Below are 20,438 nucleotides of genomic sequence, written 5' to 3'. Positions count from 1 at the left end.
ACACTCCCTCGGAGCTCCAAGTTCCTGCGCAAACGACCGGTGAGGGCCGGGCTGACGGCCCGCGTCACGAGGGTCTGGAGGTCGGATGCGGTTGACAGCTCCAAGCTCCGAACGCGAACCTTTCGGGCCTTGAGGAGACTCGGCGACTACGAGCTACTGCGCAAGATCGGATCCGGCGGAATGGCCGAGGTCTGGATGGGGCGTCGTGCGGCCATGGGCGGAGCGAGCAAGGCCGTGGCGATCAAGCTGCTCGCGCGCAACGTCCTCGACGATCCGGCCTACCGCGAGATGTTCCTCGAGGAGGCGCGGCTGTCGATGCTGCTGACCAACTCCAACGTGGTCCAGGTCTTCGACGTCGGTGAGAACGACGGCGAGATCTACATGGTCATGGAGTGGATCGACGGCCTCAACTTGTCGGAGCTGCGCCGCAAGATGCTCGCCGGAGAGGACAGACTCGACGCAGAGGTCTCGGCGCACATCATCGGCGAGGTCCTGCGCGCGCTGGCCTACGCCCACGGCCTGCACCACGACGGCAGCCAGTCGACGATCGTGCACCGCGACGTCTCGCCTCAAAACGTGCTGCTCTCGGTCTCCGGTGAGGTCAAGCTCGCGGACTTCGGAGTCGCTCGCCTCGCTCGCGAGGAGACCTCGGGGATGCACGTGAAGGGCAAGCTGCGCTACATGGCGCCCGAACAGCTCAAGGGGCGCTCGCGCGAGCCCACCGTCGACATCTACGCCGTGGGGGCGATGCTCCACGAGCTCTTGCTCGGCGAGAAGTTCCGCAACACGCGAGACGAGAGCGACCTCTACTCGATGGTCCTCTCGGGTGAGTACAAGCCGCTGCCTCCAGATACGCCGGCGCCCCTGGCCGAGCTGTGTCATCGCTTGCTCGAGCCCGATCCCAAGCAGCGCATCGCCTCGGCCGAGGAGGCGCTCGAGGTCCTGCACCGCTGGCAGGGCTTCCGCAACAGCTCGATCGAGCTCGCGCGCCTGGTCCGTCGCTGGGTGGGTGTCGAGGCGCCGCGCTCCGGCATCCTGACGAGCGCGATGATGGCCGAGGCCGAGGCTCGGGGCCGAGCGCGGCAACAGGCTGCGACCGCGGACACCGCGAGCGTCGCCCTGGCCGGGTCGACAAAGGGCATCGCGGGATCCGCTCAGACCGCGACCTTGGCGAGCTCACCCTCCGAGGGCAGCGCGCGCACCGATCGTCTCGAGCCGACCGAGGTCGACGAGCCAAGCCGAGACTCGCAGCCCTCGCGCGCGCCCACCGGCGGCCACGCTGTCGAGACGCGAACCTGGGCCGCCAGCGTCGAGCAGGACCCCGGCAAGGTCACGCGCTGGATGGCGCTGATGGCTGTCGCGGTGTTCATGGCCATGGGCTTTGGCGTGCTCGGGCTCGGTTTTGGCATGGGATGGTGGGGGAATGGAGGCGACGATGTAGTCGCAGGTGGGGAAGGGGGCAGCGATGACCTGGAGGGCGTTGATGACGCAGCTGTTGGGCACGCGCTGAGCGAGACATCCTCGCCAGCGGACCTCGGCGGCCCTGCCACGGACTCGCAAGTTGCGATCGTGCCGTCATCCGAGCTCGAAGGTGACTCGACTGGGACCAGCGGCACCGGCGATCCGTCATCCGAACTCGAAGGTGACTCGACTGGGACCAGCGACACCGGCGAGAGCTCCGATGGGGAGACTGCGGACGAGGACGAGGACGAGGACGAGAACGAGGACGAGAGCGGGACCGAGACGACTGAGAAGAAAACTCAGGTGGATAGGACGCCATCGGAGATTACGTTTCTTACAGGCGACTATATGTTTGTCTACGTGAAGATCGCCGGGAAGCAGCTCTCCCTCGAGCCATCTGCGTCGATCTCGCTGCGCCCTGGAAGCTACCGGGTGCAGTTCCGGGAGATCGACGGCGAGTGGAAAAACGCCAAGAAACGCTTGAAAATCAAGGCTGGGCGCGAATACCGGGTTCGGATGAGCAAGGGCGGCGGCTTTGGTGTCCAGGAAGTCCACTGACGCTCGGTGGCCCACAGTTGGCACTGTCCTTTGGGACAATGACCTGTGGATATGTGGATAAGTTGTCTTGTCCTTTTGGACAGTCCCTGATTTGGGACTGAACATAGGATTCGATTCGTTACAGGACGCCTTCGGGATCCACTCGATCGATCCAGTCGTGGACACGCTGGATCGCTCGAATCGATCACTAAGACGGCCCTGGATGGTCGGATCTAGCGTTCCCTAGCACTCTGTTCAGGCCTCTGAAACGCAGAATATAGGCGTTTAGAGGCCATTGGCGGATGTGCGGGATCATCGAGTCTGCTCTTGTGTTCAGGTTTGGAGGTCAACGGGGCCTCTTTGATCTGAAAAAATTTGAGTGGGCGAAGAGAAAGTGCTTCTTTGAATCCACTCAATAGAGTACATTTAGGCGCTCCCAAACAGATTGATCTTCTAATCAGATCTGTCCTAGCGTCTGCGTTCGACTCTCTCCGAGTCCACTTCTCTCCTCGCGCCACTCTCTTCTCGGCTCTCTTTCTTGGCGCATCCACCCGCTCTCTCGAACGCACGATCAAGGTCATGGCCACCGCACTGTCCGAAGCGCAGCTCCGCGAGATCGAAGCCGCCAACGCCGAAGGGCTGACCTCGCAAGAGATCGTCCGGGTGTTCGCCGACCGAAAGGTGCGCTTCTCGGAGGCCAACCTTCGCCGCTACGTGCAGCTCGGGCTGGTCCCGCGCTCGTACCGTGTCGGCCAAAAGGGGCGCCACCAGGGATCCCGGGGCGTGTACCCGATCCGCGCGGTCCGGCGCATCAACTTGATCAAGAAGTTGATGGCCGAGCGCTACACGCTCGAGGAGATCCAAGACAAGTTCCTCGCCTTCAAGGACGACATCGAGACCCTCGACGACGCCAGCACCAAGCTGATCGATCGCTTCGAGGCCAAGCTCGGTGAGCTGCCTGCGACCAACCGACGCGAGCGCCTGTTCGAAGAGCTCGCCCTCGTGCGCCGAGCCGCCGCCGAGCTGCTCGACGCCGTCCATCGCCTGGAAAAGATGCTGATCCCCGCTGCCGGTGCGCGCCGCCCTCGTGGTGGCGGCGTGGCTGACCCCACCGAGCTGCTCTAACACCACACTTCTCGTCCTCGTCAGCCCTCACCACGCCAATGGTCCGCGCCTGTTCGCGCGAAGCCAGGCAGGGCTGCGTCCTCCGACTTCTCCCGACTTCTCCTCCGACCCCTGCTCGAGCGACTGCGAGACCTCCGATGATCGACACCCCGACCAACCCCGAAGCCCAGACCACGGCCCCAGCCCCGGCGATCATGCCGATCAGCGGCAGCATCCCCCCGATCCGGCGACGCTCGAAGGCCAAGACCATCGCCATGAAGCGGCTGACCAAAGAGGAGCTGCGCATCGGCGCGCTGCTCTACCCCGAGCGCAGCTACTGGCGCCCGGAGACCCGCAGCGAGTGCGCCAACGTCTCGCGGCCTTGCCCCTACGTGAGCTGCAAGTACCACCTCTACATCGACGTCAACCCGCGCACCGGCAGCATCAAGGTCAACTTCCCGGAGCGCGAGGTCTGGGAGCTGGACAACTCCTGCGCCCTCGACGTGGCCGAGCAAGGCGGCATCACCCTCGAAGAGGTCGGCGAGATCCTCAACTTGACCCGCGAGCGGATCCGTCAGGTCGAGGTCCGCGGCCTGATGAAGCTCAAAGAGGCTGGCGGCGAGGATCTGATGAGCTACCTGATGCGCCAGTAGGACGCGATCGAGCAGGGCAGGGGCGCGCGTTGCAGCGACGCCGCCGACCGAGCCCGCCATCGCCGACCTCGCACCGACCCCGCGCTCGCCCCTGCGCCCGGTCGGTGTTCGCGTTCGTGCCGACCCGCGCGCGCCCCTGCGCCCGGTCGGTGTTCGCGTTCGTGCCGTCGGGGGCTTCAGCTGCCGAGCACCGCGTGGCCGATGTCGCGGCGGAACTGGCCGCCCTCGAGCTCGATGGTGCCGAGCAGATCGTAGGCCCGGGACAGGGCCGCGCGCAGGTCCGAGCCGCGGGCGCAGGCGCCCAGCACCCGGCCGCCGTTGCTGGTCCACAGCCCAGACTGGGGATCCCGGCGCGTGCCGGCGTGAAAGAGCGCGAGCTCGGGATCCGCGTCGGCGCGGGCCATGGCGGCCTCGAGGCCGACGAGCTCGACGCCCTTCGTGGAGCGCTCGGGGTAGCCGGCCGAGGCCAGGATCACCGTCGCCGCTGGATCACCGGGGAGGTGCTCGTCGGCGAGGCTGCCCGTGGCCGCGGCCAGCAGGCGCGGGACCAGGGGCGTGCGCAGGCCGAGCATCAGCGGCTGGACCTCGGGATCGCCGAAGCGCACGTTGTATTCGATGACCTGGGGATCGCCGGCGGGGTCGATCATCAGGCCGATGAAGAGCACGCCGACGAAGGGCCGGCCGTCCTCGCGCAGGCCGGCCAAGGTGGGGGCGACGATCCGCGCTGCGACCCGCTCGCGCACGGCCGCGTCGACGATCGGCGCGGGGCAGTAGGCGCCCATGCCCCCGGTGTTCGGGCCGGTGTCGCCCTCGCCGATGCGCTTGTGGTCCTGGCAGGGCTCGAAGGTCGCGGCGTGCTCACCGTCGGTGAGCACGAAGAAGCTGGCCTCCTGGCCGCGCAGGCGCTGCTCGAGCACGACCTCGGAGCCCGCGGCGCCAAAGCGACCGCCCTCGAGGCAGGCGCGCAGGGCCGCCTCGGCCTCGGCGTGGGTCTCGGCCACGACCACGCCCTTGCCCGCCGCGAGGCCGCTGGCCTTGACCACGGGGGCCTCGTCGAACTCGCGCAGGGCCGCGAGGCCAGCGTCGAGCTCGCGCACGGTCACGTGGCGGGCCGTGGGGACGCCGTGGCGGGCCATGAACTGCTTGGCCACGGCCTTGCTGCCCTCGAGCTGGGCCGCGCTGGCGCCGGGACCGAGGGTGGGGATCTCGGCGCGGCGCAGGGCGTCGGCGAGGCCGTCGACCAGCGGGGCCTCGGGGCCGACGATCGCCAGCTCGACGGCCTCGCGGCGGGCGAGCTCGACCACGGCGCCGTGATCGTCGGCGGTGGCGAGGCAGCGGGCCCCGGGGAGCCTGGCGATGCCGTCGTTGCCCGGGGTGGCGAGGACCTCGTGGCCCTCGTGGACGCAGCGCCAGGCGAGGGCGTGCTCGCGGCCTCCGCCGCCGACGATCAGGATCTTGGTCATCGCAAAACTCCGGGGCTTTGGGTTTTGGGATCAGTGCCTGAAGTGGCGCTCGCCGGTGAACACCATGGCCATGTCGTGCTCGTCGCAGGCCGCGATCACCTCGCGGTCCTTGATCGAGCCGCCAGGCTGGATCACCGCGCGAACGCCCGCCTCGGCGGCCGAGTCGATGCTGTCGCGGAAGGGGAAGAAGGCGTCGGAGGCCAACACGGCGCCCTTGGCCAGGTCGCCGGCGCGCTTGATCGCCTGACGCACGGCCTCGACCCGCGAGGTCTGGCCGCCGCCGATGCCCACGGTCACGCCGTCCTTGACGAGCACGATGGCGTTGCTGCGCACGTGCTTGCCCACGCGCTGACCGAGGTCGAGGCTGCGCAGCTCGCCGGCGTCGGGCTTGCGAGCCGTGGGCACCTGGCCGTCGCTCGCGGCCACGCCGATGGTGTCCTCGCGCTGCATGAGCAAGCCGCCGGCCACGGAGCGCACGCGCAGCGGCGCGGGCCCGGCGTGGGCGGCGAACATCTCGGGGACCTCGAGCAGGCGGAGCTTCTTTTTCTTGGCCAGGATCGTCCGGGCCTCCTCGCTGTAACCCGGGGCGACCACGACCTCGAGGAAGGTCTCGATCAGCTTCTCGGCCGTGGCCGCGTCGACGATCTCGGTCAGCGAGACGATCCCCCCGAAGGCGCTCTCTGCGTCGGCCTCGCGGGCGCGCAGGTAGACCTCGGCGAGGCTGTCGCCGCTCGATCCGATGGCCGCGCCGCAGGGCGAGAGGTGCTTGAACACGGCGGCCGCCTTGGCGCCCTCGGCCAAGCCGGCGTGGAGGTCTCGGATCAGCCCCAGGGCCGCGTCGGCGTCGAGCAGGTTGTTGTAGCTCAGCGCCTTGCCCTGGTGGACGAGGGCTTTGTCGAGGCCCGTGGGCTCGTCGGCGGCGTAGCTGGTCGCAAAGAAGCGCGCGTGCTGGTGGGGGTTCTCGCCGTAGCGCAGCTCGACGACGGGCTCACCGGAGACGAAGAGCCCGGCCGGGACCTGCTCGGCGGGGGCGGCCTCGCCGGCGTCGTCGTAGCTCGAGAGGTAGGTGGCGATGGCCGCGTCGTAGCTGGCGGTGTGCGCGAAGGCCTTGCGCGCCATGGCCCGGCGGAAGCCCTCGGGGAGCTTGCCCGCGCTCTCGCGCAGGGTCTCGCCGAGGGTCGCGTAGTCGTCGGGATCGACGATCACGGCCACGCGCGGCCAGTTCTTGGCGGCGGCGCGGACCATGGTGGGGCCGCCGATGTCGATGTTCTCGATCGCGTCCTCGAAGCTGCACCCGGGCTTGGCGATGGTCTCGCGGAAGGGGTAGAGGTTGACGATCACCAGATCGATGGGCGCGATGCCGTGAAGCTCGAGCTCGCGCTCGTGGGCCGCGGTCGGCAGGGCCAAGATGCCGCCGTGGATCTTGGGGTGCAGGGTCTTGACCCGGCCGTCGAGGATCTCGGGCGCCCCGGTGAACTCGGACACCTTGACCACGGCCACGCCGAGCTCGCTCAGCGCCTTGTAGGTGCCGCCGGTCGAGAGCACCTCGACGCGGTGGGCGATCAAGATCTCGGCGAGCACGTCGAGCTTGGACTTGTCACTGACGCTGACGAGCGCGCGGCGCAGGGGGGCAGGCGAGGTCGACACGGCGTCCCGGTACCATAGGGGCGGTGGGGTGACCAGCGCGGGAGGGGAGTCCGCCCAAGCTCACACCCCCCGCGCCCCTCGCGAGGTCCGCTATACGGTTCACGCCTCGCTCCGCTCGCGGTATAGGGCCCCCCATGGCCAGGATTCGCGCCTTCGAGGGCCTCCGCTACGACCTCCCCCGAGCCGGGGAACCCGCTGATCTGCTCGCGCCGCCCTACGACGTCATCGACGCCGAGCAGCGGGCCGCGCTCGCGGGCGCGTCGCCGCACAACTGTGTCCACGTGATCCTGCCCGAGGCCCCCGCGGGCAGCGAGGATCCCCTGGCCAAGTATCGCGCCGGCGCCGAGGCCTTCCGCAAGCTGACGGCCGAGGCCTTCGTGCGCGACCTCGAGCCGAGCATCTACGTCTACCACCAGCGCTTCGAGTCCGAGGGCCAGACCTACACCCGCAAGGGCTTCATCTGCCTGATCGAGCTGACCCGCTTTGGCCGCGGCCCGGTGCTGCCCCACGAGCGCACCTTGTCCGGGCCCAAGCAAGATCGCCTCGAGCTCATGCGGGCCTGCGACGCCCACCTCGAGCTGGTGTTCGGGATGTTCTCGGATCCCGAGCGCGCCTGGGAGGCCGCCGTCGAGGCGGCCCGCGGTGAGCCGGTGATGGCGGTCGAGTGGGACGGGGTCGAGCACACGCTGTGGCGCGTCCACGATCCCGAGGCCTGCGCCGCGCTCGAGGCCGTGCTCGCCGATCGCAACATCTACATCGCCGATGGTCACCACCGCTACGAGACCATGTGCACCTTCCGCGACGAGCTCGAGGCCGCCGGCCGGGGCGAGGCCGCGAAGTGGGGGATGATCTACCTCAGCAACCTCGACGACGACGGCCTGGTCGTGCTGCCGACGCACCGCCTGGTCCACGGCATCGAGGCGCAGGCCCTCGACGAGGTGATCGCTCAGCTGCGGCCCTACTTCGACGTGGAGGCGCGGGCGCTGCCCGGGGATCCTGCGGACCTGCGCAGCACGCTGATCGGCGCGAGCGAGGCCGCGGACGGCCGCGCGGCCGTTGGCCTGGCGGTGCCGGGGGAGGGGACGATGCAGCTGCTGACCCTGCGCGCGGACTTCGATCCCGCCGCGGCTGGGCTGGGTGCGCTGCCCGAGGCCCTCCAGCGCCTCGACGTCGCGCTGCTCCACGAGCTCGTGCTCGAGCGCGTGCTCGGGATCAGCAAGGAAGCCCAGGCCGCCAAGACCAACCTGCGCTACTACAAGTCCACGCCCAAGGCGCTGGCCGTGGCCCAGGGCGACGACCCCGAGGGCGGCACGCAGCTGGTCTGCTTCATGAACGCGACTCCCGTCGGCGACGTGGTCGCGGTCTGTGACAGCGGCGAGGTCATGCCGCAAAAGAGCACCTTCTTCTTCCCGAAGATCCCCACCGGCCTGGTGTTCCGCGACATCGGGCGCTGAGATCATGGCGAAGGCCGAGGTCAAGGCCGCGAAGACGACGGCGATCGTCGACGCGAGCGTGTTCAACCCGTTGCCGACCGGCGCCCGCGATGGCCTGCCGGGGCCGACGCGTCGGCGCCGGGCCGTGAGCGAGGGGCTGCTGCGGACCTTCGAGGCCTGGGGCTACCGCGAGGTCGCCCCGGCGCTGCTCGAGTACTTCGAGGTCCTCGGCCGCGGCCTCGACGACGCCATGCGCGAGCGCTGCGTTCGCTTCATCGAGGCGGGGACCGGCGAGCTGATCGCCCTGCGCTCGGACGTGACCCCGCAGATCGCCCGCATGGTCGCCCAGCGCGTCGGCGGCTCGGTCCAGGCCGGCGACGCCATGCGCCTGTGCTACGCGGCCACCTTGGTCCGCCTGCCCGCGGGTCACTACGATCGCGCGGAGCTCCACCAGGTCGGGGTCGAGTACGTCGGCGACGGCAGCCCCGAGGCCGACGCCGAGCTGATCGGCCTGGCCGACGAGGCCCTGCGCGGCCAGGGCTGCGCCACGCACCGCTTCGATCTCGCGCACACCGGCGTGATCCGAGGGATGCTGGCCGAGCTCGAGCTGCCGCCCGCGGCCGAGCGCGAGCTGCGAGGTCGACTCGCGCGCAAGGATCGCGAGGGCCTGAGCGCGGCGCTCGAGCGCTGGGGCGTGCGCGGCAAGGTGGGCGAGGCCGCGGCCAGCCTCTGCGATCTCCACGGCGAGCCCAAGCTGCTGGCCGCTGCCGAGCGCAAGCTGGCGCCCCTCGGCCCCGGCGTGGGCGAGGCCGTCGCGCGCCTGCGGGCGGTGGTCGCCGCCCTCGCGGCCGAGCACCCCGGGGTCCACGAGCGCCTGCTCGTCGACCTGGGCGAGGTCCGCGGCTTCGACTACTACACGGGCATGCGCCTGCGGGTCTGGGCGCCAGGCTCGAGCGAGCCGGTGGTCCGTGGCGGACGCTACGACGACATGCTCGCGCGCTATGGCGCCTCGCTGCCGGCCACGGGTTTCGCCGTGGACCTCGACGCCCTCGAGGAGGCGCTGTTAGCCGCCGGGGTGAGCGTCGAGGGCGAGCAGGCTCTGGCGGCGCGGATGGTCGCCATCGCGCCGCCACCAAAACGGGCCAGCAAGGCGCTGCGCGCACAGCTGCGCGCGGAGGCGGCCGCCGAGGCCAGGGGCGCGCGCGCTCGGGGCTTGCGCGCCTGGATCGACACAGAGCTCGGCTTGGAGGCCGCGCAGGCCATGGCCGATCGTCGCGACGCCGCGCGTTTGAGCTGGCTGCGCGTCGACGGTCGTGAGATTGTCCGTGAGCGCTGGCGCCGACGCGCCAGCGGCTGGCGGCAGGAGAAGGTGATGCACGGGAGTTCGAATACATGAGCACGCTCGCGGTGGTCGGCGCCCAATGGGGCGACGAAGGCAAGGGCAAGGTCGTCGACGTGATCGCGGCCGAGGCCGATCTCGTGGCCCGCTACGCCGGTGGCAACAACGCCGGGCACACCCTGGTGGTCGAGGGTAAGAAGATCGTCACCCACCTGGTGCCCTCGGGCTGCACCTACCCGGGGACTCGCTGCCTGCTCGGCGCGGGCATGGTCATCGACCCCGAGGTCTTCAAAGAGGAGATCGCGGAGATCCGCGGGCAGGGGCTGCTCCAGGGCGACGAGCTGCGGGTGTCCCTCGACGCCCATGTCATCTTTCCTTTTCACAGGGAGCTCGATGGGTTGCGCGAGGACGCCTCGGCGGCGCAGACCATCGGGACCACGCGACGCGGCATCGGCCCGGCCTACGAGGCCAAGGTCGCCCGGCGCGGCATTCGGGTCCGCGACTTGCTCTCGCCCGCGCGCTTGCGCGAGCGCCTCGAGCACAACAAGCGCGCCCTCGAGCCCGAGTTCGCCCGCCTCGGCCGCGACCGCGAGATCGACGTCGATGCCCTGTGCGCACAGGCGGCGAGCTGGGCCGCGTGGATGGGCCCGATGGCCTGTGACGCGAGCGCCGAGGTGCTCGACTTCGTCGCCGCGGGCAAGCGCGTGCTCTTCGAGGGGGCACAAGGTGCCCTGCTCGACGTCGACCACGGCACCTACCCCTACGTGACCTCGAGTTCGACCATCGCCGGTGGCGTGTGCACGGGGTTGGGGATCGGGCCAACCCTGGTCGATGGGGTCTGGGGCATCACCAAGGCCTACACGACTCGGGTCGGCGCGGGGCCTTTCCCGACGAAGCTCGAGGGCGAAGCTGGAGATCGCCTGCGCGACGCGGGTGGTGAGTACGGCGCGACCACGGGGCGCCCGCGCGACTGCGGCTGGCTCGACCTCCCCGCGCTGCGCCTCGCCGCCCGGCGCAATGGCCTCACCGGCCTGGTGGTCACCAAGCTCGACGTGCTCGCGTGCCTGCCGAAGATCGAGATCTGCACGCGCTACGCGGACGACCTCGACCCCGGTCGAGACGGCTTCGACGAGGCCGCGCCGGTCTACGAGGCCGTGGGTGACTGGGCCGGCGGCCCCGAGTGGGGTGAACGCGTGAGCAAGGCTCGGCGCCCCGACGAGCTCCCCGCGCCGGTCCGCCGCTATCTCGATCGCATCGAGGAGGCGACTGGCGTGCCGATCACGATGATCTCCGTCGGTGCCGATCGCGAACAGACCATTCGCCTATCGGACGCGTTCTGAGCCCCGTGCCGCCGGCCGCCCCGCCTCGATCCACGCGCCTGCGCCCCCTCGTCGGCCCAGAGGGGGTGTGCAGGGGGTCGGGGTTCTCGGCGCCAATGCGGCGTTCCCGTGGCGCCTCGGCGCCCGTCACCAGGCTGAAACGACCACCGCGCAACCATGCGGACTCACCGCGGAACCGCCCTCAGGCCCACCTGCAACCCACCGATGAGTTTGGTGGCGAGGGGAGGGCTTCGGTGGTTGTGTGCCCACACCTCGTTCCATATACTGGCGCCCCCTCCACCGGTGGCTCCGGTCGCTCGCGTGGGCTCAACGTCCCCATGACGCCAAGCTTCAGCCTCCCAGACGTTCGGGACGCGACCGCAGCAGCGGCGCCCCGAATCTCCTTCCGGGCCGACGAACAGATCCGCAGAGGCCAGCCGGCGATTCCGGCAGAGGAACCCAGCCCATGAGAATCGAATGCGACAAGTGCGGTGCGAAGTACTCCATCGCGGACGAAAAGGTCCGCGGGAAGACCTTCAAGATCCGCTGTAAGAAGTGCAGCAACGTCATCATCGTCCGCGACAAGGCTGCGGGCGGTGACGCCGGTGCCGCTGCGGACGAGGGCGCCGCCGCAGATGAGCCCGCTGGCTGGCACATCGCAGTGGACGGCGAGACCGTCGGGCCGATCTCCGAAGACGACGTCCGCAAGCGCTACGACGCCGGTCAGATCGACAAGTCGACCTCCGTTTGGCAGGAGGGCTTCGAAGACTGGATCGAGCTCGGTCAGGTCGAGGCCTTCGCCGATCTCCCCGATCGCGCCGCGGGTGGTGCCGCAGCGGCTGCCGCTGGCGGTGCCGCCGTTGCAGCTGCTGGTGCGGCTGCCGATCCCTTCTCCGGTGGCGCCTCCGAGGACGCCTTCTCCGGCGGGAGCGGTGAGTTCGGTGGCGGCGGTGACTTTGGCGGTGGCGGTGACTTCGGCGGTGGCTTTGGCGACCAGCCCGAGGAGCCCCCGGCGGCCGCGTCTTCCTCTGCTTCGGCCGCGGCCGAAGAGGAGTCGCCCCGGGTGTCGTCGCTGACGGGTCAGCGCAACGAGAACTCGGTGCTCTTCTCCCTCGACAGCCTCAAGGCGATGGCGTCGACGGGCAAGCCGTCCAGCGCGGGCCCGGTCCGCGCCGCGCCCTCGACCACCGCGCCGGCCTCCGAAGGCTCGGGGCTCATCGACATCCGCTCCATGAGCGCGATGCTCGACGAGCAGGGCGGTGGCGGTGGCGGTGGCGGTGGCGGTGGCGAAGACGAGATGCTGCCCAGCTTTGGCGGCGGCGGTCTCGGTGGCCTCTCGGTCGAGCCGCTGGCCAGCGAGCCCACGCCCACGGTCACCCCCGAGCCCACTCCGCAGCGCTCGAACGCGCCGATATACATCCTCATCGGCCTGCTCACCGTCGGCCTCCTCGGCGCCGGCGCCTTCATCCTCCTGAAGCCGCCCGTCGAGCCCCAGATCATCGAGAAGACCATCGTCACCCCCGGCACCGTGGCCGAGAAGGACGATGACGACGACAAGGGCAAGGAGAAGGACGAAGAGGACGACGAGAAGGACGACGAGAAGGACGAGGACACCGGCGACACCGGCGAGACCGGCGACGAGGAGTCGGGCAAGTCCAGCAAGTCGGGCAAGTCCAGCAAGTCGGGCAAGTCCAGCAAGTCCGGCTCGAGCAGCGGTTCCGTGGCCTCGAGCGGAAGCAGCTCGAGCAGCGCGTCCTCGGGCTCGTCCTCGGGCAGCTCGTCCTCGGGCACCAAGTCCGGATCCTCCGAGCCCGACGTCGACTGTCTCCTCGACCCCAACTTGCCCAAGTGCAAGAAGGGCGGCAGCAGCAGCTCGTCCGGCTCGTCCTCGGCGGCGGTCGACCCCAGCTTGCCCAAGAAACTCGGCACCGCCGAGATCAAGAAGGGCATCGACTCGGTCAAGGCGCAGGCCAAGGCCTGCGGGCCCAAGAACGGGGCCGCGGCCGGCACCAAGGTCATGGTCAAGTTCTCGGTCAAGGGTTCCTCGGGCACGGTGGCTTCGGCCACGCCGACCGGCGAGCACGCCAGCACGGCGCTCGGCTCTTGTGTGGCGGCGGCCGCCAAGAAGGCGACCTTCCCCAAGTTCCAGGCGGACCAGCAGGGCTTCCAGTTCGGCTTCCGGATGTGAACCCAGCTCGACTGGAGCGGGCCTGAGCCCGCGCGAGAGGCCACCACTTGGTGGCCTCTTCGTTTTGGTTGATGGGGATTGGGCGCTACTACGCGAGGAGAGCTTCGCGGACGCGCTGGACGGTCGCCTCCACGGCCTCGTCGTCGACGCCGAGGTGCACGACCAGGCGGATCTCTGCGTACTTGTTTGGATGGCAGAGCACGCCGCGGGCGCGGATCCGGGCGCACAGCGGCTCCGCGTCCTCGCCGGCTGGGAGGTCGAAGCGCACGATGTTGGTCTGCGGCTCGATCGCGGTCCAGCAGGGGAGATCCTTCAGCTCTGCCCACAGCGCGCGGGCGCGGCGGTGGTCGTCTGCGAGGCGCGCGATGTGGTGCTCGAGGGCGTGGCGCCCGGCGGCGGCGAGCACCCCAGCTTGGCGCAGCGCGCCGCCAAAGGCGTGGCGGGTGGCGCGGGCGCGGGCGATGAAGTCGTGCTCGCCGACGAGCACCGAGCCCACGGGGCAGCCCAGGCCCTTGCTCAGGCATACGCTCACGCTGTCGGCGACGCTGGCGAGGGTACGCATGGGCAGGCCGCTGGCCACGTGGGCGTTCCACAGCCGGGCACCGTCGATGTGGACCGGACGCCTGTGGGCCTGGGCGCGCTCGAACACGGCCCGCATCGCCTCGTGCGGCCAGACCAGGCCACCGGCGAGGCCGAGGGTGTTCTCCATCCAGACCAGGCCCACGCGCGGCCAGCCGCAGCGCTCCTCGAGCAGCCGGGCCGCGAGGGTGTCGGCGTCGAAGCCCGCGCGATCGCCCAGCGCTTCGACCTGGACGCCGGACAGGCGGGCAGGGGAGGCGTCCTCGTGGACCTGGACGTGGGCCTCGGCGACGCAGGCGAGGACCTCGCCTGGGCGGGCGTGGGTGGCCACGGCGATCTGGTTGGCCATGGTCCCCGAGGGCAGCAGGAGCGCGGCGGGTTTGCCGAGCAGCGCCGCGACCTCGGCCTCGAGGGCGTTGACGCTTGGATCGTCGGCGTAGCAGTCGTCCCCGACCGGCGCGGCGGCCATGGCCGCGCGCATGGCTGGGGTCGGCTTGGAGACCGTGTCGCTGCGCAGATCGATGACCGCCGTCATGATCCGCGTTCTAGCTCGATCACGGCTGGATCAGGGATCCAGGGGCGCCGGCATCAAGGGCACGGAGTGATCGTCCTCGGGATCATCCTGCTTGGGCGGCGGCTCCTCTTCGCGCTTGGGCGGGGATGCCGGCTGCCCGCGCTCGGCGCGAACCTTGGCAGCGAGCCCGTCGAGGATGGCGTTGGGCAAGTGCACGGGCCCGGCGCTGGTGCTCACGGACACGCTCACCGAGGGCCGGCCAGAGGAGTCTTCGGTCGCAAACATCTCGAGGCTGCCAGATCCCTGGCGATCTCCCTCGAGGTCGAACTCGAACAGGATGTAGCCGGCCTCCTCGTCGCGGTCCGTCACCTCGAAGCCACGATCGATGCGCAGGTAGCGAATCGCGGTCGGCCACACCTGGGGGAAGGGGTAGCTGAGCACGCGCTGGTGCTCGATCATCGCGGCGCGGTGCTCGGGGGTGTGGGAGGCGTCGAGGGCGTCCTCGCCCTGCCCGGGAGAGGCGCCGACCTCCCGCTCGGGGATCGCGGCCACGCCCACGCAGGTCGCAAGTAGCGCGATCAGGGCGAAGGGGCCGACATGCATGCGTCGGAGCGCGCGCGCCGAGGTCATGGTCGGACGCTAGAGGGGGGTAGCGCGGCGAGCAAAATTCCGGCATTTTTGAGCAGACGCATATCGAGGCCAAGCAGCCGGGGCAAACCGCCTCATTGGCTCGTGCGTTCGGCCCAAAGTTCGTGATCTCCCGTACCGCTTCGACACGAAGCAACCTGGTAGATCGAGATCGCCCCCAGCCCCAGCGGTAGCAGCAGTCGCCCAGCAGCAGCGGAGTCCAGGACAGCATGACACGAGAAAACTCAGCCCTGATCGCGCTAGAGGAGCTCAAGAACCTCGAAGCTCAGCGAGTTCAACAAGTCGAGGACGAGCAGCGCCGCCTAGATGAAGCAGAGCGCGCGCGCGTCGAGGCCGAAGAGCGGGCCCGCCGTGAAGAAGAGGAGCGCCTGCGCCAGGAAGAAGAGGAGCGCCAGCGCGTCGAGCAGGAGGCTCGCGAGGCCAAGGAGCGAGAGGAGCGGATCCGCATCGCCGAGGCCGAGGCTCGCAGCCGCGCCGAGCAAGAGGCCCGCCTGCGCGAGGAGCAGATGCGACTCGACGCGCAGGTCAAGATGGCCGAGCGCAAGAAGACGCCCTACTGGCTCTACATCACCGCCGGCGTCCTCGCTGTCGGCCTCGCCGTGGGCGGCTACTTCCTCGTTCAAAAGCGCAAGGAGAACGAGCAGATCGCCGCCGAGAAGGCCCAGCAGGCCGAGGAGCTCGAGGCCGAGAAGAAGGCCCGCGCCGCCGCCGAGGCCGAGGCCGCCGAGCTCAAGAAGAAGCAAGAGGAGCTCGACAAGAAGGCCAAGGATCTCGAGAGCAAGCTGGCCAAGGCGACCACCGAGACCGAGCGTGCGGCCATCCTCGCCGAGCAGGCCAAGCTCAAGGAGGAACAGGACGCGCTCGACAGCAAGAAGAAGAGCAACAAGAAGAAGGGCGGCGGCAGCAGCAGCTCCTCTTCGAGCAAGTCCAAGCCGGCCACCAAGGAGCGCAAGGACAAGATCAAGCTCGGCGGTGGCGACAACCCGCTCGGCGGGCTCTGATCGAATCGGCTAGGAGCCCGTGGTGGAACCCAGCGCGGCTCCTGGCGCCGGGTTTTTCGTCGAGGGCGCGAAGCCAAAACGCCGCTGTACCGGGCGTACTGCCAGTTTTGGCGACAAAGCCCTCGGCGAAAAGACCAAGCGAGGTGTCGTGTTGGGTTTCACCACGGGCTCCTAGCTCTCAGCCAAGCTCGGGCGCGTCGGTGGGGCACTCACCGGCGCGCTCGTCGTTTGCGCTGTGCTGGTGCCACGTTGGAGATGAGCGGCGAAGAAAAGCGCTTGCGAGCGCCCGATACCCGTGTTAGTTCACCGTCCCCACGACGACCGCGGCACGGTGGCCAAGTGGTAAGGCAGAGCTCTGCAAAAGCTCTATTCGCCGGTTCGATTCCGGCCCGTGCCTAACTCGAAAAACAAAGCGAGCGAGCCAAGCGGCTCGCTCGTTTTGTTTTCGGGCCAGGCGCTGGGTCGAGGGGGCTGCCGTTGCCAGCTGAGCCTCGCTCCTGGGCCCAGTTCGCCGGTCCAGTTCGACGGATCAGTTCGCCGCGACCTCGGGCTTTTGGGCCGCTCGCCGCGGCGACTCGGGCAGCTCTTTCCACTGCAAGAAGCGCTGGGCCATCTGGTACTCGAAGTCGCCGAGCATGCCGGCGGCGATCACCTCGCGCATGTGCTCGAGGCTCGCGTCGTGCTGGCCGCCTCGCCACTGCGCTAGCCCGGCGTAAAAGTGCGCCTCGGAGCGCTGACGCGGCTCGCCGGCGGCGGCGATCAGCGCGTCGCCGTCGAGCTCACCGAGGCCGTGGAGGGCGAGCTTGCGCTGCCAGGCGTCGTTGGACGCGTCGTCGGCGTAGCTGCGCAGGCGGGCGAGGGCCTCCTCGCCGGCGTCGGGTTGCTTCAGGCGCGCGGCGAGATCGGCCACCCACAGCGAGAAGTAGACCTCGAGCTCGTCGTTGGAGCCCTCGGAGGCGAGGGCGTCCATGAAGATCTCGCGGGCCTCGTCGAGGTGGGCGTGGACGAAGGTGAAGGTCATCGCGTCGCCGTAGATCCCGACCGAGTCGGGGGCGAGGCTGTGGGCCGCGCGGTAGTCCTTCATGGCGAGGTCGATCTCGCCGAGGCTGAAGAACACGGTGACCCGGCGGGTCAGGAATTCGACGCGGACGAAGTCGGCCAGCCCGGGGTAGCCGAGCAAGGTGTTGAGCTGGCTCAGGGCCTCGCGCAGCGGCGCCTCGGCGGCCTGGGGACGACCCGCGAGGACCTCGATGTCGGCGAGCTGGACGTTGGCGCGGATCTGCCAGTCGTAGCGCTCGAGCTGATCGGAGAAGGGCAGGGCCAAGATGCGCTCGAAGGTCGCGCGCGCCGTGTTGAACTCGCCGCGCCGCGCCGCGATGGTCCCGAGCAAGGACAGGGCCATGGGCTGCGGCTCGAGGGCGACGGCCTCCTCGAGCAGGCGCTGGGCCTCGTCGACGTAGCCCGCGTCGAACTCGGCGACGGCCACGGTCATCCACGCCATGGGCAGCCCCGGCTCGACGGGCTGCTGTGGCCAGGTGTCGCGGGCGCGGGCGTGGAAGTCTTCGACGCGGGCGAGGGTCTGGGCGGCCTCGTCGGCCCCGCGGGCGCCCTCGCGCTCGAGCACGAGCTGGTAGAGTTCGGCGAGCTCACTCCACGCGCGGTGGAGATCGTTGCGGTCGCTCGCGCGGCTCTTGCCCGCGAAGGCGCGCTCGTAGTGGACGATCGCCGCCTCGTGGAGGTTGAGGGCCCGCAGCACCCGGCCGCGCGCGAGGTTGGCCGGCGGATCGCCCGGGTCGCGGGCCAGGGCCCGGCGGGACAGGTTGTCGACGATGCCCCAGCTCTGGGCGACGATCTCTTCGGGCAGGCCACCGCCAGGCTCGGGGGTGAACTCGTGGATCAGCTGGACGAGATCCGCGGACGAGCGCGCGTCGGCTCGGGTCGCGTCGGCGATCAGATCGCGCAGCGCTCGGGTCGACTCGTCGACCTCGAGGCGATCGATGGCGGCGACGGCTGCCTGGGGATCGTCGGCGCGCAGGTGGGCGCGGGCGACGAGGTAGCCGGTGTAGATCACCCGGGGATCTCGGCTGCCCTCGCGCTGGGCGGCCCGGTGGCGCTCGAGGTAGGTGTCGGCCAGGGCCTCGGTCAAAAAAGGGCTGGGGAAGACCGCGCTGGCGCCCTCGAGCAGGCGCTCGAGCACGTCGCCGTAGCGGGGATCCGTGCCGAAGGCGCCCGTGCGCTCGAGCCAGTCCTGCAGCAGCGTGTAGTCCGCTTGGGCCTGCGCGCGGGCCTCGGCGTCGCCAAAGACCTCGATGAAGGCCAGGGCGAGCAGGGCGGAGCCCTCGTCACCGCTCTGGGCGACCTGCCCGTAGACCCGACGACCGATCGCAGCGGCCTTGGGGTTGGGCTTGGGCTCGGCCAGCTCTCGGGGCAGCCACAGCCCCGCGAGCTGCTCGAGAGCGCCCACTGCGGCGTCGTCGCGGTCCTCGTCGAGGGCCTCGTCGACGTAGCCTGCGAGGTAGTCGATGAGCTTCTCGCGGAGCGCTGCGCGGCTGGCGTCTGCGGGATCGAGGAGCGCGTAGGCGTTTCGCGCGGCCTCGAAGTCGCCGAGATCGTCGATCTCGGCCGGGACCTGAAGGGAGGGCGCGTGGGTCCCCGCGGCGTGGGTCTTGGTACAGGCCGGCGCGGCGAGGAGCAGCGCCAGGGTCAGGAGCAATGGCCGACGGGGCACTCGGGGAGTGTACGGGCCAGATGCTCGGGGTGCGAGTGGCCGGCTCAGCGGCGGGCCGGGAGCTCGCGTGCGCCGATCCCACGCTCGGACCAGCGGACCGAGAAGATGATCGTGTGCACGGCCCCCACGTAGAGCGCCGCGTTGGTCGGCTGGGCCCGGCCGGCGAGCACGGCCTCGGCCGAGGCGTGGTTGATGTCGCCGCCGCTGGCCTCGAAGGCCACCGCGTCCGTGGGGTCGTAGGCCGGCGTCCTGCCGCCGGGGCCGACCCGGGTCGGGAGCGAGAGATCGAGGCCGTAGGCGGGGACCAGCGACCAGGTGCCCGAGCGCCCCGGGAGGTTGAAGCTCGTGCCGATGCTGGCGAGCACCGTCCAGCCGTCGCTGCTCGCGGCGGTCAGCGAGTCGGGGTCGACGGCCGGCGAGTTGAAGCCCGCGCCGAGCAGGAGATCGACCCGCGGGACGCAGCGCATGCGCTTGCCCGTGGTCGGATCGATGGTCGGCCCGCTGCACAGGACCTTGTAGTAGGGCAGGTTCGCGCCGACGAGATCGTCGAGGCGATAGCGGGCCCACAGCTCCGCGCCGTAGACGTCGCGCAGGCCGCGATAGATCGTCGTCTCGGACAGGGTCGAGGCGCTCTGGTCGAGGCCGACGAGCTCGAGCTGACGCCCGTCGCGGTCATCACAGCCGCCGCCTTTCTCGCTGCCGGGGCAGCGGTCGATCCAGTAGAGGTTGGCGTCGAGCTGCCAGTTGCCGATCCCGCCCGCGATGCCCACGGCGAGCTCCCGGGGCAGGGTCTCGGTCAAGGTCGCCGCGATCGCCGAGGCGCTCTCGCAGGTCGGCAGCGAGTCGTCCTCGGTGTCGTCGGAGCAGACCACGGCCTCGCCGTTGAGGGTGATCGTCCCGCCCTCGAGCAGCGGCTGCGTGCGGTAGCGGATGCCCACGGTCAGGCGGTCGCGGATCGCAAACGCGACGCCCACGGTCAGCGCGAAGTCGAGGCGGCTCGAGGGCGAGTCTCGCAGGCCGAACCAGCGCAGCTTGGTGCTGCCGCGGAAGCTCAGGCGCTCGGCGCAGTCGGGGTTCTCGACGCCGTCGACGCTGGCATCGCAGCCCTCGTCGCTCGAGGTCAGGGCGGAGTCGATGTCGCGGGCGAGGTAGGTGCGCTGGCGCGGGAAGTGGAGCGTGGCCCCGACGCTCATGAAATCGAGGGCGTTCCAGGCCAAGGAGAGATCGAAGTCCGTGCGCAGCTCGAGGGCGCCGCCTTGGCGGACCTGGGGGCAGATCCGCGAGCTGTCGAAGGTGCAGCCGATGTCGTCCTCGGGCGCGAGGTGGTAGCTCAGCGCCGAGTCGCTCGCGTAGCGGTAGCGGCCGTCGAAGGTGTGGACGGCCGCTCCGATCGCGATCGGATCGAGCAAGAAGCTCGCGCCGATGAAGTAGTCGAAGGCCGGGTTGGCGAGATCGATGCGCTCGCCGAGGCTGTCGGTGGGGGCGCCGTCGCTGTCGATGGCGAAGCGGCGCACGGACAGGTGATCCACGCCTGTCCGCAAGGTGGTCTGAAAGTTGAGCCCCGGCAGCGCGCCGAGCATCGCGGGGTTGTGATAGATGCCGGTGACCGACGCGGTCGCGGGTCCCTGGGCGTGGGCGCCAGACAGGCGATTGGCGACCCCCGGGCTCGCCTCGGCGAGCGCAGGGATCGTCCAGATCGTCGCACCCAAGGCCAGCGCCGGCACGAGGGAGCATCGCGGAGCCTTGGCGCCCGCCGGCCTCCGGGGATGGGGCACGGGCGGGAGCATAACGCTTTGCTGGCCCATGCACGTGCGTATGCGCAAA

14 protein-coding genes and 1 tRNA gene are annotated in these 20,438 nt (G+C 70.0%); 9 read left to right on the top strand and 6 right to left on the bottom strand.

All coding sequences use genetic code 11. The features are described from left to right. Positions 1–129 precede the first annotated feature (129 nt). From G6O69_RS29870 to G6O69_RS29860, 3 genes are all read left to right on the top strand, one after another. On the top strand, positions 130–2,019 hold the full coding sequence (locus G6O69_RS29870; RefSeq protein ID WP_172306874.1) for a serine/threonine-protein kinase: 1,890 nt from the start codon (positions 130–132) through the stop codon (positions 2,017–2,019). A gap of 558 nt (positions 2,020–2,577) precedes the next feature. Further along, positions 2,578–3,123 carry a MerR family transcriptional regulator gene (locus tag G6O69_RS29865; RefSeq protein WP_172306873.1) on the top strand — a complete coding sequence of 182 codons (546 nt, stop codon included), beginning with the start codon at positions 2,578–2,580 and terminating at the stop codon, positions 3,121–3,123. A 137-nt stretch (positions 3,124–3,260) separates the two neighbouring features. Next, entirely contained in the window at positions 3,261–3,755 is a 495-nt protein-coding gene (locus G6O69_RS29860; RefSeq protein WP_255215909.1) for a sigma factor-like helix-turn-helix DNA-binding protein, read from the top strand. 176 nt (positions 3,756–3,931) lie between these two features. Here G6O69_RS29860 and purD read toward each other — a convergent pair whose 3' ends face one another. Next, positions 3,932–5,218 carry a phosphoribosylamine--glycine ligase gene (purD, locus tag G6O69_RS29855; protein WP_172306872.1) on the bottom strand — a complete coding sequence of 429 codons (1,287 nt, stop codon included), beginning with the start codon at positions 5,216–5,218 and terminating at the stop codon, positions 3,932–3,934. A gap of 30 nt (positions 5,219–5,248) precedes the next feature. Then, a complete protein-coding gene (gene purH / locus G6O69_RS29850) occupies positions 5,249–6,865 on the bottom strand; it encodes a bifunctional phosphoribosylaminoimidazolecarboxamide formyltransferase/IMP cyclohydrolase (protein ID WP_346017100.1) in 1,617 nt (538 codons plus the stop codon). Positions 6,866–6,999: 134 nt separating this feature from the next. Here purH and G6O69_RS29845 point away from each other — a divergent pair, with 134 nt between their 5' ends. The 4 genes from G6O69_RS29845 (at position 7,000) to G6O69_RS40720 (ending at position 13,144) form a co-directional block, all read left to right on the top strand. Then, the gene (locus G6O69_RS29845) at positions 7,000–8,319 is read left to right on the top strand and encodes a DUF1015 domain-containing protein (protein WP_172306871.1); all 1,320 of its coding nucleotides are present in this window, start codon (positions 7,000–7,002) and stop codon (positions 8,317–8,319) included. Positions 8,320–8,323: 4 nt separating this feature from the next. Next, on the top strand, positions 8,324–9,694 hold the full coding sequence (locus tag G6O69_RS29840; RefSeq protein ID WP_172306870.1) for an ATP phosphoribosyltransferase regulatory subunit: 1,371 nt from the start codon (positions 8,324–8,326) through the stop codon (positions 9,692–9,694). Next, positions 9,691–10,977 carry an adenylosuccinate synthase gene (locus G6O69_RS29835; protein WP_172306869.1) on the top strand — a complete coding sequence of 429 codons (1,287 nt, stop codon included), beginning with the start codon at positions 9,691–9,693 and terminating at the stop codon, positions 10,975–10,977. The genes G6O69_RS29840 and G6O69_RS29835 overlap by 4 nt, the downstream gene beginning before the upstream one ends. Positions 10,978–11,422: 445 nt before the next feature. Further along, positions 11,423–13,144: a GYF domain-containing protein gene (locus G6O69_RS40720; RefSeq protein WP_172306868.1), complete on the top strand. Its 1,722-nt coding sequence runs from the start codon at positions 11,423–11,425 to the stop codon at positions 13,142–13,144. An 88-nt stretch (positions 13,145–13,232) separates the two neighbouring features. Here the strand turns inward: G6O69_RS40720 and G6O69_RS29825 are convergent, their stop codons facing one another. Both G6O69_RS29825 and G6O69_RS29820 read right to left on the bottom strand, forming a co-directional pair. Further along, positions 13,233–14,258, bottom strand: coding sequence for a GntG family PLP-dependent aldolase (locus G6O69_RS29825; protein ID WP_172306867.1), 1,026 nt, complete (start codon positions 14,256–14,258; stop codon positions 13,233–13,235). Between the two features lie 30 nt (positions 14,259–14,288). Beyond that, the gene (locus G6O69_RS29820) at positions 14,289–14,867 is read right to left on the bottom strand and encodes a hypothetical protein (protein ID WP_172306866.1); all 579 of its coding nucleotides are present in this window, start codon (positions 14,865–14,867) and stop codon (positions 14,289–14,291) included. 227 nt (positions 14,868–15,094) lie between these two features. Here G6O69_RS29820 and G6O69_RS29815 point away from each other — a divergent pair, with 227 nt between their 5' ends. Continuing rightward, entirely contained in the window at positions 15,095–15,886 is a 792-nt protein-coding gene (locus G6O69_RS29815) for a hypothetical protein (protein WP_172306865.1), read from the top strand. 325 nt (positions 15,887–16,211) lie between these two features. Next, positions 16,212–16,283 (top strand) — tRNA-Cys (locus tag G6O69_RS29810). Positions 16,284–16,415: 132 nt separating this feature from the next. Here G6O69_RS29810 and G6O69_RS29805 read toward each other — a convergent pair. Both G6O69_RS29805 and G6O69_RS29800 read right to left on the bottom strand, forming a co-directional pair. Continuing rightward, positions 16,416–18,614, bottom strand: a complete 2,199-nt coding sequence (locus G6O69_RS29805) for a hypothetical protein (RefSeq protein WP_172306864.1) — start codon at positions 18,612–18,614, stop codon at positions 16,416–16,418. Between the two features lie 44 nt (positions 18,615–18,658). Continuing rightward, positions 18,659–20,389: a hypothetical protein gene (locus tag G6O69_RS29800; protein WP_172306863.1), complete on the bottom strand. Its 1,731-nt coding sequence runs from the start codon at positions 20,387–20,389 to the stop codon at positions 18,659–18,661. Between the last annotated feature and the right edge of the window lie 49 nt (positions 20,390–20,438).

It is taken from the genome of Pseudenhygromyxa sp. WMMC2535 (assembly GCF_011083025.2).
The sequence above is the reverse complement of the archived record's forward strand: the minus strand, read 5'-3'. Positions and strand labels throughout refer to the sequence as shown.

Excerpts from the sequence above, each read along its gene's own strand:
- G6O69_RS29845 (WP_172306871.1), top strand. The coding sequence starts at position 7,000 with ATGGCCAGGATTCGCGCCTTCGAGGGCCTCCGCTACGACCTCCCCCGA.
- G6O69_RS29865 (WP_172306873.1), top strand. The coding sequence starts at position 2,578 with ATGGCCACCGCACTGTCCGAAGCGCAGCTCCGCGAGATCGAAGCCGCC.
- purD (WP_172306872.1), bottom strand. The coding sequence starts at position 5,218 with ATGACCAAGATCCTGATCGTCGGCGGCGGAGGCCGCGAGCACGCCCTC.
- G6O69_RS29840 (WP_172306870.1), top strand. The coding sequence starts at position 8,324 with ATGGCGAAGGCCGAGGTCAAGGCCGCGAAGACGACGGCGATCGTCGAC.
- G6O69_RS40720 (WP_172306868.1), top strand. The coding sequence starts at position 11,423 with ATGAGAATCGAATGCGACAAGTGCGGTGCGAAGTACTCCATCGCGGAC.
- G6O69_RS29820 (WP_172306866.1), bottom strand. The coding sequence starts at position 14,867 with ATGACCTCGGCGCGCGCGCTCCGACGCATGCATGTCGGCCCCTTCGCC.
- G6O69_RS29860 (WP_255215909.1), top strand. The coding sequence starts at position 3,261 with ATGATCGACACCCCGACCAACCCCGAAGCCCAGACCACGGCCCCAGCC.
- G6O69_RS29835 (WP_172306869.1), top strand. The coding sequence starts at position 9,691 with ATGAGCACGCTCGCGGTGGTCGGCGCCCAATGGGGCGACGAAGGCAAG.
- G6O69_RS29815 (WP_172306865.1), top strand. The coding sequence starts at position 15,095 with ATGACACGAGAAAACTCAGCCCTGATCGCGCTAGAGGAGCTCAAGAAC.
- G6O69_RS29825 (WP_172306867.1), bottom strand. The coding sequence starts at position 14,258 with ATGACGGCGGTCATCGATCTGCGCAGCGACACGGTCTCCAAGCCGACC.